Here is an 18653-nt window from a genome sequence, read left to right on the forward strand (position 1 = left end):
CGGCTACATCGTCGATTAAAGAGTCAATGTCATCGCTATCAAGGGTATCGTCATCGTCTTGCTCATCGACTAGCTCATCAACCGCAAGCTCTTCAGCTGGAGCCTCTTGCTCGGCTACATCGTCGATTAAAGAGTCAATATCATCGCTATCAAGGCTATCTTCATCGTCTTGCTCGTCGACTAGCTCATCAACCGCAGGCTCTTCAGCTGGAGCCTCTTGCTCGGCTACATCGTCGATTAAAGAATCAATATCATCGAGATCAAACGTATCATCATCGTCTTGCTCGTCAACTAACTCATCTACTGCCGGCTCTTCAGCTGGTGCCTCTTGCTCGGCTACATCGTCAATTAAAGAGTCAATGTCATCGCTATCAAGGGTATCGCCATCGTCTTGCTCATCAACCGCAGGCTCTTCAGCTGGAGCCTCTTGCTCGGCTACATCGTCGATTAAAGAGTCAATGTCATCGATATCAAGGCTATCGTCACCGTCTTGCTCATCGACTAGCTCATCAACTGCTGACTCTTCTGCTGGTGCATCTTGCTCGGCTACATCATCGATTAAAGAGTCAATGTCATCGATATCAAGAGTATCTGAATCGTCTTGCTCATCGGCTAAATCATCAACCGCAGGCTCTTCTGCTGGTGCCTCTTGCTCGGCTACATCGTCGATTAAAGAATCAATATCATCGAGATCAAACGTATCGTCATCGTCTTGCTCATCGGCTAAATCATCAGCCTCAACTTCCTCTGCGGTATCATCTATTGACGCATCAAGGTCGTCTTCGTCTAACTCATCTTCGTCAATTAAGTCATCAATATCACTTTGCTGTGCAGGCTGTTCGTTTTTAGTTTCTTCTATTAACGAATCAATATCATCAGAGTCGTCTTCTGCTTGTGTATCATCAATTAGACTATCAATATCGAAATCGTCTTCATCAATGAGTTCTGCTTCTACATTGCCTGCTGTTGGTTGCTCATCGGCAGCATCGAGTAAGTCATCAATATCATCTAAATCAACGTCTTGATTATCATCTGCACTCGCATTTTGCTCATCAATTAAACTATCAATATCAAAATCATCTTCAGCAAGCTCTTCACTAAGAGCCGCCATATCTTCATTTGTATCATCAAGTGAATCATCTGCATCATTGTCGAACAAGTCATCAATATCGTCAGCACTTAAAATATCGCCAGATAAGTCAGTATCTGACTGTTCACTATCCAGATCTATTTCATCACCTAAACTATCGTCTGTTTGGTCAAAATCTTGCTGTAAAAATGCATCCAAATCATCGTCGTCAACGCCCGCTGTCGACTCATCAGCAAACTCAATATCATCGCTAAGCAAACCGTTTAGTTCATCTTGATTTAATACGCTATCGTCGTCATCGAAACTATCATCAATACTGTCGTCGAAAATAATATCATCGTCTGGCAGCATATCTTGATCGTCATCTAATCGGACACTTAGTTCGTCATCATCGTCTGAAGGCTCAGGGACAAGTGGATCAGTTTCTACAATTGGATCAAGATCATCATCTGGCGTATGGACAGGGCTTTGCGGTAAAAACTCATCGTCATCAATATCATCAGTTTCGCTGCTATTGCGTTTTTTCAAGAACATCACAACGGCTGCAATTATCAGCAAAGCCGGTAGAAACATTAAAGCACCGAGAACAAATGGGTTACTCAGAATAGACGAAAAATTAAACCCACTGTCCTCTTCAATCTTTTTTGCTCTTTGCTGCTCTATAATTTCGTTTTGTTTGGCTATCAGCTCTTTAAGCTGCTTTTGGATTTCACTGTCTTGACCAAGTTGATCACGAACAGTCTCAAGCTCCTTAGATATACCCGTTAACTGTTTTTTTAGTTTGTTATTCTCTTCTAAAATTTCTTCTACATTCTCGACCGACGATTTAAATTGCTTTTGCAACTCAACAAGCTGAGTGCCTTGCTCTGCTTTGATCGTATTTATTTCTTGTTTAAGCTCTTGTTTTGCTTCGTCTACATCGACTTTACGAGCCTGCGTTACATTCTTTTGTGATTCATTTATTTCAGCAGTCGTTAACGTGCCGTTTTTCTTTTTTTCCCATAATTCATCATCTTGCTCTGAGCGCGCTTTTGCTAAGGTGGGATTGACCGCACGCATCTCTGCAATTGTTGGGATTTTAAGGTATGCGCCATCGCGCATATGATTAAGGTTTTGGTCTAAAAAAGACGACGGATTTTTGTCATACAATGCTTGCATGACTTGATAGATAGAAACTGAGTTATCAGGACGAATTTTTGCGGCAATACGCCATAACGTATCAGTTGGCTTTATTGGGCCAATTGATCGCCCTTGCTCACCATAGTCGACCCCTTTAGGGCCTTTGAGTGTGGAGCCTTCATCAGAGTATGTCGGTGTAACCACCAATGCAGACGCTAATATGAAGAGTGTTGCTAAACCGCGCATGCTGATCCTTTATGTTTTAAATGTTAACGCAGCAACCTTGGTTGCTTAAACATCAAGTAATTCTTGCAGAATTGATTCTAATTATGCTTTCTTGCAAGCTCTATTCCAGCTGCAGACTATAAACCAGATGCTAGGCAATATCCATCGCAACACTTTGAAAGTAAATAGCTTAAATATCTACGGCTGAGAGTTTTATTTATTGTTATTGTTAAGTTTATACGCTTTTACAGCGTATGCGGCAATAATTTGGCAGTGAATTCACAAAAAAAGCGGCAAATTGCCGCTCTCTTTCACTTATAGCTCAGCCAAAATCATCAGATTTACAAATAATTTGCGATTAGCTCTTCAGCAATCTGCACACTATTTGTTGCCGCACCCTTACGTGTGTTATCACTAACAACCCACATATTTAAACCATGTGGATGCGAAATATCGGCACGTAAACGCCCTACATACACAGTATCGTTGCCGCTAGCGTCAGACACTGCTGTTGGGTAATCCGCTAAGTCTTCAATAAACTCAACACCTGGTGCATCGTTTAATAGCTGCTTCACATGTTCGATATCTACCGGCATACGCGTTTCAATATTAATCGCTTCACTGTGACCAAAGAACACAGGTACACGAACACAGGTAGGGTTAACCACTACGCTGTTATCACCTAGGATTTTTTGTGTTTCGTTCACCATTTTCATTTCTTCACGTGTATAACCGTTATCTTCAAAGCTGTCGATTTGCGGGATCACGTTAAAAGCGATTTGTTTAGGGAAAACAGCATTATCCATCGGGCGCGCATTCATTAAGTTCGCTGTTTGCTTAGCAAGTTCATCAACGGCTTCTTTGCCAGCACCTGATACTGCTTGATAAGTTGAAACATTAATGCGGTCAATACCATAAGCATCATAAATTGGCTTTAACGCCACCAGCATTTGAATAGTTGAGCAGTTAGGATTTGCAATAATATTGCGGTTTCTGAAATCAGCTAAACTCGATGCATTCACTTCAGGAATGATTAATGGCACATCGAAGTCATTACGAAAGTGTGAGGTATTATCAATTACCACACAGCCAGCATCTGCCGCAATCGGTGCGTATTTTTCAGAGACACTACCGCCTGCTGAAAATAAACCAATGTGAGCTTGGCTAAAATCAAATTCTTCAACATCGATTACTTCAATGCTTTCACCGCGAAATTGAATTTCTTCACCAGCACTGCGGCTGCTTGCGAGTAAAAATAATTGGTCAACTGGAAACTTACGATCTTCTAGGGTTTCGATAATTTGACGACCCACTAAACCAGTGGCACCTAATACGGCTACATTAAATTTTTGCGACATGTGTTTTCCTCTGTTGAATAAAGCAAATGGCTTTATTCGTTAATTCTAAATCCCAGTGCAGCTAATGCGCCTTCACATGCACTGTTGGCAGCCACCGATAAAGTACTAAACTCTCGTCGTGGTGGGTAATTCTTGCGTAAACTATCAAAGCCTTCGCTTGCTAATTTACTTCGTAAAATGCCATCGTCACGACGCACATCATAAATTAGATGCACTAAGCGACCTATATCGTCTAGGTTAAAGGTTTCACCTAGTGTGACACAATGGCTGATTGGCTCCGGTAAAAAATCGTCCAGAGACTTAAGCGCTGCGATGCCTTCAAGCTCACACACTTGCTGATACAGCATTTGTGTGCCGCGAGCTTTGCCTTCGAGTGTATGCCCTGCAATATGCACACTGGCATAACGCACATAATCAAGCAAAGGAGTCAGTATATTGGGTTCATTTTCCCAAACATCAAGCACGCAATCTAATTGGGCACCTTGTTCAAACAATGCTAGCAATGCTTGGTTATCAATTACATCACCACGGCTTGCATTGATAATTGTCATTCCAGGCTTAAGTGCCTTTAAGCGTGTTTCATTAAGCATGTGCAAGGTTTTATGTGGCCCCTGCTTAACTAATGGCACGTGAAAAGTCACAATATCAGCTTGAGCTAGTAATGTGTCTAACTCAATGTGTTCTGCAAGTTCACCAGCTTCATGCTTTGGTGGGTCACATAGCAACACATTAATACCAAGCAGGCTTAACTTATCACGTAAGCAGCTTCCTATACTGCCAACACCAACTATCCCTATGGTTTTACCCTGTAATGAGCTGGCATTTTCTTGGCTCAAGGCATATAAGCTACTAATAACATATTCAGCTACCGCCACGGCATTACAACCAGGGGCGCTGCTAAATGCGATATTTCGCTCAGCAAGTAATTCGGTATCAATGTGATCAACACCTATGGTTGCTGTGCCCACAAATTTTAATTTATCTGCTTGAGTTAGTAGGGCTTTATCTACATTGGTCACCGAGCGGGTTAACAAAATGTCGACTCCAACTAGCTGCTCTGGTTGTAGATTACGGCCATCAAATCGCTCAACATCACCAAAATCGGCAAAGTACTGCTCAACCAATGGCATATTTTGATCTGCAAGAATTTTCATTTGTGTGTCCGAGAGGCAGAAAGTGGCGCTATTGTAGCGAATTTATCGGTATTCGGATAGGTAACAACTAAGACGATTTTGGGGTTATTTATACCCAAACCACCTCAAGGTGCGAGTTTCAGTTGGAATTAAAAGCGATAATGAAAAAGCCGAGCAATTGCTCGGCTTTAAGCAAATACTGGAGAGGTTTAACCTTTATATTTGCTCATTACGAGAGTGGCGTTCGTGCCACCAAAACCGAAGCTGTTAGACATAACTGTATTTAGTTCAACGTCTTTACGCTCAGTTACGATATTTAGACCTTGTGCTTGCTCATCCAGTTCATCAATGTTGATTGATGGAGCAACAAAGTTATGCTCAAGCATTAATAGCGAGAAAATTGCTTCGTGTACGCCTGCTGCACCTAAAGCATGACCTGTCATCGCCTTAGTTGCACTGATCATTGGAGAGTTACCACCAAATACTTCTTGGATAGCGCCAAGCTCTTTAACATCGCCAACTGGTGTTGAAGTACCGTGAGTATTTAAGTAATCAATACCACCTTCAAGGCCTTGCATTGCTTGCTTCATACAACGTACAGCGCCCTCACCTGATGGAGCTACCATGTCGTAACCGTCAGAAGTTGCACCGTAGCCTGTGATTTCTGCATAGATGTGCGCACCACGAGCAAGTGCATGCTCTAATTCTTCAACAACAACGATACCGCCACCGCCAGAGATAACAAAACCGTCACGGTTTGCATCGTATGTACGTGATGCTTTCTCTGGTGTTTCATTGTACTTAGTAGACAATGCACCCATTGCATCGAATTCCATTGCAAGTGTCCAGTGAAGCTCTTCACCACCACCTGCAAAAATAACGTCTTGCTTACCTAGTTGAATTTGCTCAACCGCATGACCAATACAGTGTGCCGATGTCGCACACGCAGAACTGATAGAGTAGTTAACACCTTTAATTTTGAAAGGTGTTGCAAGACACGCAGAAGTCGTGCTCGCCATAGTACGTGGTACCATGTAAGGACCAACACGTTTTACGCCTTTTTCACGTAAAATGTCAGCTGCCTCAACTTGCCACTTAGATGAACCACCACCTGAACCCACTAATAAACCAGTGCGCTCGTTTGAAACTTGCTCTTCACTAAGGCCTGCATCTTCAATTGCTTGTGCCATTGAGATATAAGCGTATGCAGCTGCATCGCCCATAAAACGCATTGCTTTACGATCAACAAACTCTTTAACATCAATATCGATTTTGCCCGAAACGTTACTACGTAGGTTGTAGTCGGCAAATTCTTGGTTGAATGCGATACCACTGCGGCCTTGTTTTAATGATTCTAATACTTCTTCTTTGTTGTTACCGATGCTTGAAACAACACCGATGCCCGTAATAACGGCTCTTCTCATGGGTAATTACCTTAGCTCTATACTAAATTGTGTTCTATTTTACGCTGAAATTACTTTCGAAGTGGTCAGCTTTCTAGCGTACACTTGTACTCTGAATGTCTAGCTTATAAATAACGCCAGACTATTTCAAAGAAAACACGTAAAATAATTAAAAAAAGTTTGTAGTTAATTAGTTAAACCATGATCAAAAACGCACATATTCATTTTAATCACCTTGGTACCCCTGTCGCCGATCAGTTTGACGATGTTTATTTCTCTAACGACGATGGCTTAGCCGAATCACATTATGTTTTTTACCAACAAAACAATATCCCGCAACGATTACAAAATCATGACCGTAACCACTTTGCCATTGCTGAAACAGGCTTTGGTACTGGGCTTAACTTTTTAAATACCTGGCAACATTTTGCTGCTCACCTTGATAGGCAGCATGCAGAGCTAGAAGTTCAAAATCAACACGACCTTAGTGGCAATAAATGCGTAAATAGACTGCACTTTATCTCATTCGAGAAATACCCTATTAAGCGTGATGACCTTGCAAAAGCACTTAAAGCCTGGCCTAATTTAAGCGATTATAGTGAACAACTGATTGCTCAATACCCTATTAATTTGGCCGGTTGTCATCGTCTTGAATTTGCTGGCGGCAAGCTAATACTCGACCTTTATTTTGGTGACGTACAAGACAGCATCGATACCATGAGCTACCCAAGTGAAGGGGTTATCGATGCCTGGTATTTAGATGGCTTTGCTCCAAGTAAAAACCCAGATATGTGGCAGCAAAGTTTGTTTAACAAAATGCGAACTATTTCAAGAGCAAACGCCACACTCGCCACTTTCACTGCAGCTGGCTTTGTAAGAAGAGGGCTAATCGAAGCAGGCTTTAGCATGAGTAAAGCAAAAGGCTACGGTAAAAAGCGCGAAATGCTGATTGGCGAGCTAACCGAGCCTAATGAGCAACAGTCAGGGCCTGCCTATTTTGCTCATCAGCAAAGTGAATTGAGTAATGTGGCTGTTATTGGCGGTGGTATTGCCAGTAGCAGTGTACTGTATTCACTGGCAAAAAGAGGCCTGAAAGCCACGCTGTTTTGCCAAGATGAAGCGCTTGCCATGGGCGCTTCTCACAATGTACAGGGGGCTGTTTATCCGCATTTGCAAGCGAAGAACTCACCGCACAGTGAAATGTTTGCCCATAGTTTTTTATATGCGATGCGTCTATACCAGCAATTGCTTGATGATGGTTTTGACTACCCTCACCAGTGGTGTGGTGTATTGCAACATGCGGTTAAACAAGGCCTAGCAGATAAACATCAAAACCTTGCCGATAAAGAACTTTGGCCAACTGAGTTAATGCACAATGTAAGTGCCGAAGAAGGTGACAAAATTGCCGGTGTAGATACTGGTTACTCAGGTGTGTTCTTTGCAAAAGGCGGTTGGGTAAATCCACCAGCACTTGTTACAGCATTATTTAAAGCAGCAAACTCCTTAAGTGCGAGTAACAATAGTAAAATAGATAGCCACTTTAATTGCCATATTGAAAAACTCGAGAAAACCGCTGACGGCTGGCTTTTACACAGCAAAGAGCAAACATTTGGGCCTTTTAGCGATGTAATTAACTGTGCTGGTGAACACAGCGATCAGTTTAGCCAAACTCAAACACTACCCGTTGTCGGTGTGCGCGGCCAAGTCTCTCATGTACAAGCAAGCGAGCAGTCAAAACGCCTGAAAACCGTGCTTTGCCATAAAGGCTATTTTACTCCTGAATATCAGGGTCATCATTGTATGGGCGCGACCTTTGAAAAAAACTCAAAAAGCCGAGAAGTTAAAGAGCAAGACAACCACACCAATCGCGAGCAATTACTAAACTTTTACCCCAACTGCGAGTTTGCCAATAGCTTAGGTGAAATAACGGCAGCGAAAGCAGCGGTTAGATGTACCTTCATCGACCACCTTCCTATGGCTGGTGAGTGGGCTGAACAAAGTGATTATGTAAATGCGTTTGCCAATCTACGCTTGGGTAAGCGTTATCAATACCAAGCTTTAACGAAACCTCAGCAAGGCTTGCATGTGCTTACTGGCTTTGGCGCAAGAGGCCTGTGTAGTGCCCCTTTGTGTGCTGAGCATTTAATTGCTTGTTTAAACAATGAACCAAGACCATTTAGTGAACGTGTGAGCCAAGCCATTCACCCTGCTCGCTTTATTGTACGCGATTTAATTCGCAATAAAATTTAGCGGTTGGATGGGGCTTTAATTAGCCCCATTATTGTTCTTGATTACAATTTCGTTTTTAGTTTCCCCTTTAAAAATAATTCCTCACCCCAAGGTCTTTACTTACACAGTAATTAGAAGGAGTTTGATATGAAGACCTTAATCATTGGCGCCACAGGTCAAATAGGCAAAATGACCACCGAAAAAATGCTGGCAAGCGGTCATGACGTAGTGGCTTTAGTTCGAGACAAAAGCAAACTGAGTACGCTTGAAAGTAATAATTTAACGATTGTAGAGCAAGACCTCGAAAATGATTTTAGTCGTGCCTTCGAAGGCGTTGAACAAGTAATTTTTAGTGCTGGATCTGGTGGTTCAACAGGTGCAGATAAAACCTTACTGATAGATTTATGGGCCGCTGTTAAAGCGATTAATTTTGCGGCAGATGCCAAGGTTAAGCACTTTATTATGGTCAGCTCTATTGGTGCTGATGCCCCAGACAACATTGAAAGCAGTATAAAACCGTATTTAGTTGCTAAGCATATGGCTGACCAGCATTTAATCAATAGCGAATTAAATTACAGCATAGTCAGACCTGGCACTTTGTTAAATGATGCAGCAACGGGATTATTAACCACCACACGCCCTGCAACCCGCCAAGATGCGGTGATCAACCGTGAAGATGTGGCCGATACCCTGCTATACCTTGCTGAACATACACCGAAAAAGCCAAGAGTGTTTGAATTGTTTAATGGTGATAAATCAATCGACAGCCTTCTGAGCGATTGAATACGTATGCATAAGAAATAAGATTGAGAAAGCGCGTAAAGCACTTTAGTTTATTGTTTACATAATAATAACAAAGGTGCTTTATGCGTCATTTTGCTTTTCTTTTTTGCTTTGCTTTTACGTCGGCTTGTTTCGCCGCACCGGTAAAAGTACAAAGCTACAGTGGCGATACCTCCCTTCCCCACAAATTATTGATCAGCGCCATTGAACGTGCTGGCTTAGAGTATGTTCATCCTTACGAAACCAATAAAGATATCTCTAATGCACGTATCTTAAACGATGTAAAAAACAACCAGCTGGATGTGATGTGGAGCATGACATCTACTCAGCTAGAGCAAGATTATCAAGCTGTTTATATTCCCTTGTTTCGTGGCTTACTTGGCATGCGAGTCGCGATTGTGAAAGCACAAAATCGCGAGCTATTTAGCTCGGTAACTAGTTTACAAGATTTAAAACGCTTCACCGCTGGGCAAGGTAAAACTTGGCCAGACACGAAAATATTAAAAGCGAATCAACTGCCCGTTGTTACCACATTAAAATACCCTAACTTATTTCCAATGCTTGAAGGCGAGCGCTTTGACTACTTCCCACGTGGGGTGAATGAACCTTGGGATGAAATTGCCAATCACTCAGAGCTTAACCTCACTGTTGAGCCATACTTAGTTATTAAGTACACCGCACCACTTTACTTTTTCGTCAACAAAAACAATCACACACTACATAAACAGCTAAATGATGCCCTAAACGAGATGATTGCCGATGGCACATTTAACGCCATGTTTTTGGCAGACAGCCAAGTACAAACGGTTTTATCAAAAGCCAATTTAAGCTCGCGTCGCGTTATTGAGCTAGATAACCCAACGTTATCGTCGAACACACCTAATAAAAATAGCCCTTTGTGGTTTAACCCATTTCAATGAGCGCACAATGAAATCATTAAAATACAAAATGACTTTGGCACTGTCTTTGTGCCTTTTACTAAGCGTGATCTTCGTGATCAGCGCAAACTACCTGCTGGCAAAGTCGAATCAGACACAGCAATGGCAAGATGACATCACTGCCCTTAATGAGCAAATGCAGGTTATTTTAGCTGAGCCAGTATTCTCTTATGATGAACCGTTAATCAATCAGATTATTAAAGCCTTTTCGCAAAACAAACATGTACATAGCATTTCAGTGACAGATCATCGCAATAAGCCACTTGCCGCTATCGCTAAACAAAGCAATAGCGCATCGGTTAGCAAAACTATTGATTTGCACTATTTAGATAATTTAATTGGTCACATAAAAATTGGTTACTCACAAAAAGCACTGCATAGCACCATTGCTGAGTCGACACGCACCATGTTTATTACCTTACTGGTCTCTTTTATCGTCTTGGGTGCGGTGATTATTTATATCGTGCGACTGTTAGTGATAAAACCAATCGATAGCGTAAATAGCCTTGTTGATGAAATTGTCAAAGGTGAAGGCGACCTAACAAAACGTATTAGCTACCAATCTAATGATGAAATTGGCTATTTAGTTGATGGTTTCAATCGCTTTATAGCGCAAGTACAAGAAATAATTACAGAGCTAGGCAGCACAGCCAGTGAGCTTGAAATGATTGCCAGCACAGTAAACGAAGCCTCAGTGCGCTCTAAAAACGAAGCCGAGCTTGAATACAACCGCACTGATTCAGCAACCAATGCGCTTAGTCAGTTAAGTGAAGCAACCAAAGAGATTGCGCAAGGGGCTAATCAAACTGCACAGCAGACCACCGACGTTCATCGCTTATGCCAACAAGGCGAACAAAATATGAATGCCAATGGCAACATGGTTGACGAATTAGCTGCACAACTCGACCATACATCAAACGTAGTTAAACAACTAAACGCCAGCAGTAATGAAATTAGCCAAGTGCTCGATGTTATAAAAAGTATTGCCGAGCAAACCAATTTACTGGCTCTAAATGCTGCTATTGAAGCGGCTCGTGCCGGTGAATCAGGTCGTGGCTTTGCTGTGGTGGCCGATGAAGTAAGAGCGCTTGCTAGTAAAACCTATGATTCAACGTCTGAGATTGAATCAATTATTGTATCGCTACACAACAATACCTCTGATTGTGTAACCGCAACGGAGCAAAGTAAGTCACTCAGCGATAAAGTGAGCCAAGCGAATCAAAAAAGCCAAGCGGTGTTTAAAGATATTGCTAAACAAATCAATACCATTAATCAAATGAACGAAAGCGTGGCAGCAAGTTCTGAAGAGCAAACCAGTGTGACCGCTGATATCTTAAATACCATGCAGCTCATTAACCAAGGCGCTAAGAGCCTATCGCAAGAAGCTCAGCACCTTGATAACACCATAGGCCAACTCAATGAATTAGAACGCGGCATCGTTGCCAAACTGGGTTTGTTTAAATACTAAAAGCCATGATCCCCTGCCACGCAAGTTGCAGGGAAAGCACCGTTAACACTAAACGAAAAATCTTTTTAAATTTATCTGACGAAATACGGTGCAATAACTTAAGGCCAAGCCAAGTACCTAAAGCACCGCTCATTATCATGAGCATAACCAGCGGCAACCACTGCCAAAATGCAAAGCCCACAACCCCATATAAAATCGCTTTTAAGGTATGTTGTACTGTCATGCAGCTTGAAAAAGTAGCGGTAAATTTAAGCTTATTATAATTATTCACATATAAGCAGCTGCCAACCAAAGGCCCACTTGCCCCTACAAACATCGAGATAAACGTGGTCCAAAGTCCAGCGAGAACACGCCATAACTTTGAGGTTTCTCTGAGCTTTGGCGTCACACCCCAAAGTAAATAAAGCACAAATGCAGCAACCACTATTTTCATTAATTCAAGGGGTATTGATGTGACAATCGTTGAGGCAACCAGCGCACCTATGACTCCCCCTAACGAGAAGTACACAAACATAGCACCATCAATATGTTTAAACGTAAATAAAAAGCGGTTTGCATTAGAGCCTAACTGCACTAACCCATGGACAGGAATAACCACACTCATAGGAAGCATGGATGCCATGATCACCAGCAGCATTAAGCCGCCACCCGCACCAAAAGCTGCTGAAATCATTGAAGTAAAGCCCGCAACCACAATGAGCATTATAGTGCTGATCGGACTTAATAAATCTCCACCCAAAAACTGCCAACTGATCAAATCCATTGTTATGCTTTAAATAGTGTGTTTGATCTAACGCTACCATGACTCACCACTATTAGCGACTATTTGAAAAACCCTTTCGACTAAAAGACCATATCAACCAAAAGAGAAGTGCCCCTAAATTTACAACTGGTCAGACTTGTGGTTTATTTTGTTAAACCTATGGGTTATAACTATGCCCACAACACAATAAAATTGAAGGCACAGCATGACACTGATGAATGTAACTACACAAGGATCTCTTGCTATCTTAACTATGACAACAGCTGAAAATCGCCATAACCCTGCTTTTGCAGAGGCTTTTTTAACTTGCCTTGACGAAATCGAAAGTAACCCTGAACACAAAGCACTGGTGATCACTTCAAGCAGCGAAAAATCATGGAGTTTAGGCATTGATACCGATTGGCTTATGCCCGCATTAAAAACACAAAAATTTGCTGAAGTAAGTGGCTTTATGCACTCAATGGATGCGGTATTTAAACGCCTATTACTGTTCCCAATGCCAGTAATTGCAGCAATTAATGGCCACGCTTTTGGTAATGGCGCCATTTTATCGTGCGCTTGTGATTTTAGGTTTATGCAAAGCGATCGTGGTTTCTTCTGCTTCCCCGAAGTGGACTTATCAATCCCGTTTTTACCGGGCATGCTCGCCTTTATTAAAAAAGCCATTCCAGACTATCGTTTTAACGAGATGATGCTAACGGGCCGCCGTGTTACTGCTGACGAACTTGCCGCTGATCATGTTATCGAACAAGCCTGCCCAGACAACGAAACCTTGTTAAATACCGCCCTCGAATTTGCCAGCCAATTCGATAAAAAACGCGCGATTTTCGCCGAGCACAAAAAGCGCCTACACAAACACATCATCGACACCATAGATATCGAAAACAAACCGATTATTGATGCTGTTCAGTTGGTTGTTTGATAAATAAAAAACCCTTAAGTTACAACTTAAGGGTTCTTATCTTAATCTTTTCCTAATTGATGTTTAGCCTTCATCATGTTGCTTAAGTTTGAGCCTCGAATACGAGACTACTAAAATAGTCAAAGTAAATGTAATTACAACTAAAATATAAAACACAGAAACACGCTCAACGGTAATTACTTTTAAATGGTTCAGCGCATAAGAGCATGCCTTTTCATTATATCTATTGGCTAAAACAACTAGAAATTTGTGACTATAAATCAATGCTGTATAGTTACCCACACAAAAAGCTAAATAACCAATAACAATGGCTATAGGCTCTTTGATTGTTCGAGTCGCTTTCTCATTACCTATGGTAAACCCTGCAACAGCTAGGCTGACGACCCCGAAGTAGTTCCATAACTTATCAACTTGTGAGTATTGAGCCTGAAACATTTGGAAAATTTCTACCATATTAACTGAATTATCCATTTATAGCCCCCTAAGCAACACGCGTTACTTTAAGTTGAATACTTCCTTGGTTATTACGGTACAGAGACCAAACATCATTTGGAAAAGCATAAAAATACCCTGAAGATTCAACTTTTAAAGCGTTAGGTTTATTTTGATGCCTAGGAAGCGCAACATACTGATGCGGGTGAGGACTACCATCATTTGGTACTGCTTTTTCTTGGTTTGAGTCATTAGCAATGCAACCCACGGCGATAAACCAAGGCATATGCTCTACACGCTTGGTTCCCCAAAAATCTGTAGATCTATTTTCTGTTGCTTGCTTAAATTTGCGCTCTGTCATCCCCCAAATAGACGATGCAAATCTAATAATATCGCCAGCTGTTAACTTGCCATCTTCTGTCCCTAACCAGTCGCACACATCTTTGCTATCTTGCCAACATCCTTCAGATTCAAAAATATATCGCTGCCCTTTTTCCATATAAATATAGGTAGGAGTCCAATGCTGCTTTGCAAAGATATTTACTTGTGAAGATTCATTTTTTGCTAATTTTATTGTTGGCCAATATTCAGGATGCTCTATAGGCGAGACTGCTTGTCGTTGAAACACACTTTCATGGAAGTGCGCTTGGTTTTCAGCAACAACACAGTCTATATTTCGAGGCCGTGATCTGAACTTAGCAAAAATGCCTTTATAAGAGTTGTGTAACACACCTGCGGGATTTGGCTTCAATTGTTCAAATATTCCGTCTCTAAAAACTAATCCAGCTTCGGCTGCTTCTTTTAACATCCATTCAAGTGTTATATCTGATAAGTCAGTATCGCTGTATCCACCGCCCACATCAGAGTGCACGCCCGGAAACCATTTTTCTTTAACGTCACGATCACTTGCATACTTAGTCCAGCGAGTAACACAAAAGCTACTCCTTTTTTCATCCATAGCCATTGCATGCCTTGCAATATTTATATGTTCGCCAAGCGTAGTGTCGTGGAAACGCCATGAGGCCGGATTATCTAATAAGTTAAAAAGCTCCATATCATTAGGAATACCTAGCGCCCCTACGGTATCCCATACACCAATAAAATGAATTTTTAGAGCAGCTTTCTGATTTAAAAACTGGCTGGGTTTAATGGTTTTAACACCTGATTTATAGTTATCAAAATGCTTATGAACATGCTCCCATTGTTCCTCACTTTTATCTATTTTGCTAAAATCAAGCAAGCCTAGATTAAGTAGCCCGCCTAAACTTCTTGCTGTAAATGCGCCGCGACTAAAACCAAATATATAAACCTTATCACCATCGCAATAGTTATTTGCCAACCAGTAATAGGCACTACAAATATGACGCTTAATGCTTTTTCCTAAAGCTCCATCAACAATCGAATCTTTTAAACCTGTTTCTTCACCACCAAGCCCTGGGTGGTAATATGCTTTTTGTAACTCCCCCATACCATCTTTTTTTGCTAGAGCATGGTAAAGCTTTACAACATTTGTAGGTGCGGGTATGCCGTTATCTTCTTGGCGAGGGTTATTCCACGTTCCATCACAACAAATAATTAAATTAGCCATAAGTACATCCTTGTGTGTTCATTTGTCTAACTTATCTAGGCAACGGCCTCTATAAAGTCAAAATTTAACCACTTCAATAATGTAATTTAGGAATTTTCTGAGAAGGTGCTTTTAAGAGGAAACAGTTTAATATTTTTTGATAAACTTTTGTAACCGTTTGGTTTTTGAAATAAAAAAGGCTGCTCCGAGAGCAGCCTTTTTCATATTTGGTGGAGCTGGGGGAGTCTGAATTAACAACACAAACCATTAATTCAACTCAAACAATAAAATAAAAAACACTTTAAAGGCACCAACAACAGTACTAAAAATAAAAATCACTTAGAATTTTATGTTTAAATTGTTTAATAGCAGCACTATGACCCTTTATTTATATACTTCGTTCAGGGACTTTCAGCATCTAAATTTAAGTTCATATGAATTATTTCTGCCTCGATTTTCTAGATTAAGAAGTTATAGTAGTAATTAATAAACTAAGCACGGCCTACCTAATACTTAACTACTAACACAGCGTTGAGAGAATTGATATTATGAAACTGGCAATTTATTTCTAAGCTGCCTGTGAGGCAGTGAACTAGCCGATACTATGACCGCTGTACTTACAATGTTTCTAAGCTGCCTGTGCGGCAGTAAAGTTTTTAAATCACCTTTGCTGATAAATGGCAAATTTCTAAGCTGCCTGTGCGGCAGTAAAGTGCGTTCAATCAAACGTACAATTTTAGGTTAATTTCTAAGCTGCCTGTGCGGCAGTAAAGAAGCATTTGATAGCCATAATTTGAAGGATTACTTTCTAAGCTGCCTGTGCGGCAGTAAAGTACAGCTTAAAGCGCCTTATATACCGCTTATATTTCTAAGCTGCCTGTGCGGCAGTAAAGCGTACTCATGTTCGTGTAGCTCGACGCGTAGATTTCTAAGCTGCCTGTGCGGCAGTAAAGTGTGACCTTCAGAACCCACGAAAGGCGCTTTATTTCTAAGCTGCCTGTGCGGCAGTAAAGATCAACTTAGGGAAGATGGTACTTGTATTATTTTTCTAAGCTGCCTGTGCGGCAGTAAAGGGCTATGCAGCAAAGAGAAGATTTTGCACCTTTTTCTAAGCTGCCTGTACGGCAGTAAAGATGAAGGTAATGGTGTTATTGATGGCCTTCTATTTCTAAGCTGCCTGTGCGGCAGTAAAGTGTTGTGTGCCCTGCACTATGTGCGTTTTTATTTTCTAAGCTGCCTGTGAGGCAGTGAACAAAAGCGTTGCGGATATTGACTCCGACTACATTTTCTAAGCTGCCTGTGAGGCAGTGAACGTTTTTATGGTCTTAAAACCGCTGCGTCACACTTTCTAAGCTGCCTGTGAGGCAGTGAACCCCAACTAGAGCAATCATCCATTGCAGTAGAATTTCTAAGCTGCCTGTGAGGCAGTGAACATATACAGAACTTCCTAGAAATCGCCTAGCTATTTCTAAGCTGCCTGTGAGGCAGTGAACGTTGGGTTTTTGCGAAAGGTGAAAAGTTACCATTTCTAAGCTGCCTGTGAGGCAGTGAACGCGGGCAATCTCGCAACAAAGTTGCTCAAGTATTTCTAAGCTGCCTGTGAGGCAGTGAACTCCCACACGATTTATTAGGCGCACCGTTGATTTTTCTAAGCTGCCTGTGAGGCAGTGAACACAACTAGAGACCCAGACTTATATAACGAGCATTTCTAAGCTGCCTGTGAGGCAGTGAACATTTATTTTTTGTGTTTTTGTCTAGTTCTTCTTTTCTAAGCTGCCTGTGAGGCAGTGAACACACCTGGCTTTTTTGCTGCCTTGGGCCCTTTTTTCTAAGCTGCCTGTGAGGCAGTGAACGTTTCTCTCTTGTTGGTCGCTTTATCTCTAAATTTCTAAGCTGCCTGTGAGGCAGTGAACGTAGTTTTGAATCACTCGCTACTGATTCATCTTTTCTAAGCTGCCTGTGAGGCAGTGAACGAAGCCAGCTTAGAACTTCGCGTGTTTTTAAATTTCTAAGCTGCCTGTGAGGCAGTGAACACAATGTTTATTTTGTTATCTACGCCCTGACCTTTCTAAGCTGCCTGTGAGGCAGTGAACTGATAGCGGTGGAAATATCGTTAATACACCAGTTTCTAAGCTGCCTGTGAGGCAGTGAACTTGCATCAAAAGTTGATAGCGTTGTACGCGGTTTTCTAAGCTGCCTGTGAGGCAGTGAACAGATCAAACAAATAAAAGAGCTATATGCTGATTTTCTAAGCTGCCTGTGAGGCAGTGAACCTGGTGCGCTTGTTACTTTCTACGACAATAAATTTCTAAGCTGCCTGTGAGGCAGTGAACATTTCTAACCCTGCATTCGGTGCTTTTCGATTTTTCTAAGCTGCCTGTGAGGCAGTGAACAACGAAATGCGCGGCGCTTGAACAACCAACCATTTCTAAGCTGCCTGTGAGGCAGTGAACGTGGCTCTACAAGTGTTGTAGGTGTTTACTATTTTCTAAGCTGCCTGTGAGGCAGTGAACCATTATTTGTTGGCGCAGGGCAATCTGAATCATTTCTAAGCTGCCTGTGAGGCAGTGAACTAAAAATGATTGCTGCTTATTTGTAGCTGATTTTTCTAAGCTGCCTGTGAGGCAGTGAACGTGATAATCTGGGCGCTACCATTGCGGGTAATTTTCTAAGCTGCCTGTGAGGCAGTGAACTTTTTATTATCACTGCTACCAGAAATAAGCAGTTTCTAAGCTGCCTGTGAGGCAGTGAAGGAACAATAACGCCAAGGCGAGTCGAACGATGCTTTCTAAGCTGCCTGTGAGGCAGTGAACATTGAAAATTTGGAAATTGAAACTGAATTTTTTTTCTAAGCTGCCTGTGAGGCAGTGAACAAAAGCGATGAAAAAGCAATTTCAGACTGCAATTTCTAAGCTGCCTGTGAGGCAGTGAACCGTATCAGATTACAAGTATTGAAGATGATCTGTTTCTAAGCTGCCTGTGAGGCAGTGAACCCGGTGTTTCTCTTGGGTAGAACAAAGAACAATTTCTAAGCTGCCTGTGAGGCAGTGAACCAATCATGGCGATGTATGAACCGCTAGGCTTTTTTCTAAGCTGCCTGTGAGGCAGTGAACTTTTGCTTTATCAAACCGAAATTTAAAATTAGTTTCTAAGCTGCCTGTGAGGCAGTGAACGTGGTGGCATTCGCTTTATCAATTCACGAACTTTTCTAAGCTGCCTGTGA

12 protein-coding genes and 1 CRISPR repeat array (1 of these 13 running past the window's edge) are annotated in these 18653 nt (G+C 41.7%); of the genes, 5 read left to right on the forward strand and 7 right to left on the reverse strand.

Features of this window, described 5'->3' with window-relative positions; all coding sequences use genetic code 11:
• From L1264_RS17565 to fabB, 4 genes are all read right to left on the reverse strand, one after another.
• Positions 1–2455: FimV/HubP family polar landmark protein (locus tag L1264_RS17565; protein ID WP_328256268.1), on the reverse strand; the 2455-nt coding region annotated here is incomplete at its 3' end.
• Positions 2456–2775: 320 nt separating this feature from the next.
• Positions 2776–3792 (reverse strand): aspartate-semialdehyde dehydrogenase, encoded by a 1017-nt coding sequence (locus L1264_RS17570; protein ID WP_135924112.1) that lies wholly within the window; start codon positions 3790–3792, stop codon positions 2776–2778.
• A gap of 32 nt (positions 3793–3824) precedes the next feature.
• Positions 3825–4946 carry a 4-phosphoerythronate dehydrogenase gene (locus L1264_RS17575; protein WP_199525980.1) on the reverse strand — a complete coding sequence of 374 codons (1122 nt, stop codon included), beginning with the start codon at positions 4944–4946 and terminating at the stop codon, positions 3825–3827.
• 188 nt (positions 4947–5134) lie between these two features.
• Entirely contained in the window at positions 5135–6349 is a 1215-nt protein-coding gene (fabB, locus tag L1264_RS17580) for a beta-ketoacyl-ACP synthase I (protein WP_135924110.1), read from the reverse strand.
• Between the two features lie 180 nt (positions 6350–6529).
• Here fabB and mnmC point away from each other — a divergent pair, with 180 nt between their 5' ends.
• The 4 genes from mnmC to L1264_RS17600 all read left to right on the forward strand — a co-directional run bounded on the left by mnmC (position 6530) and on the right by L1264_RS17600 (position 11746).
• Positions 6530–8578: a bifunctional tRNA (5-methylaminomethyl-2-thiouridine)(34)-methyltransferase MnmD/FAD-dependent 5-carboxymethylaminomethyl-2-thiouridine(34) oxidoreductase MnmC gene (mnmC, locus tag L1264_RS17585; protein ID WP_199525979.1), complete on the forward strand. Its 2049-nt coding sequence runs from the start codon at positions 6530–6532 to the stop codon at positions 8576–8578.
• A gap of 126 nt (positions 8579–8704) precedes the next feature.
• Positions 8705–9340, forward strand: a complete 636-nt coding sequence (locus L1264_RS17590) for an SDR family oxidoreductase (RefSeq protein WP_199525977.1) — start codon at positions 8705–8707, stop codon at positions 9338–9340.
• Positions 9341–9423: 83 nt separating this feature from the next.
• On the forward strand, positions 9424–10260 hold the full coding sequence (locus tag L1264_RS17595) for a substrate-binding periplasmic protein (protein WP_135924107.1): 837 nt from the start codon (positions 9424–9426) through the stop codon (positions 10258–10260).
• A gap of 7 nt (positions 10261–10267) precedes the next feature.
• Complete coding sequence (locus L1264_RS17600; RefSeq protein WP_199525975.1) at positions 10268–11746, forward strand: methyl-accepting chemotaxis protein; 1479 nt, start codon at positions 10268–10270, stop codon at positions 11744–11746.
• Here L1264_RS17600 and L1264_RS17605 read toward each other — a convergent pair.
• On the reverse strand, positions 11736–12509 hold the full coding sequence (locus tag L1264_RS17605; RefSeq protein WP_199525973.1) for a sulfite exporter TauE/SafE family protein: 774 nt from the start codon (positions 12507–12509) through the stop codon (positions 11736–11738). The genes L1264_RS17600 and L1264_RS17605 overlap by 11 nt on opposite strands.
• 205 nt (positions 12510–12714) lie before the next feature.
• Here L1264_RS17605 and L1264_RS17610 point away from each other — a divergent pair, with 205 nt between their 5' ends.
• A complete protein-coding gene (locus L1264_RS17610) occupies positions 12715–13431 on the forward strand; it encodes an enoyl-CoA hydratase/isomerase family protein (RefSeq protein WP_199525972.1) in 717 nt (238 codons plus the stop codon).
• A 63-nt stretch (positions 13432–13494) separates the two neighbouring features.
• On the opposite strand, the gene L1264_RS17615 is transcribed toward L1264_RS17610, so the two are convergent.
• A complete protein-coding gene (locus L1264_RS17615) occupies positions 13495–13902 on the reverse strand; it encodes a hypothetical protein (protein WP_199525971.1) in 408 nt (135 codons plus the stop codon).
• A 10-nt stretch (positions 13903–13912) separates the two neighbouring features.
• Entirely contained in the window at positions 13913–15451 is a 1539-nt protein-coding gene (locus L1264_RS17620) for a DUF2235 domain-containing protein (RefSeq protein ID WP_199525970.1), read from the reverse strand.
• Between the two features lie 544 nt (positions 15452–15995).
• A CRISPR array of direct repeats spans positions 15996–18653; the repeat unit is 28 nt; unit sequence TTTCTAAGCTGCCTGTGAGGCAGTGAAC (it continues 130 nt past the right edge of the window).

This window comes from Pseudoalteromonas sp. APAL1, assembly GCF_021532475.1.
Classification (GTDB): domain Bacteria; phylum Pseudomonadota; class Gammaproteobacteria; order Enterobacterales; family Alteromonadaceae; genus Pseudoalteromonas; species Pseudoalteromonas lipolytica_C.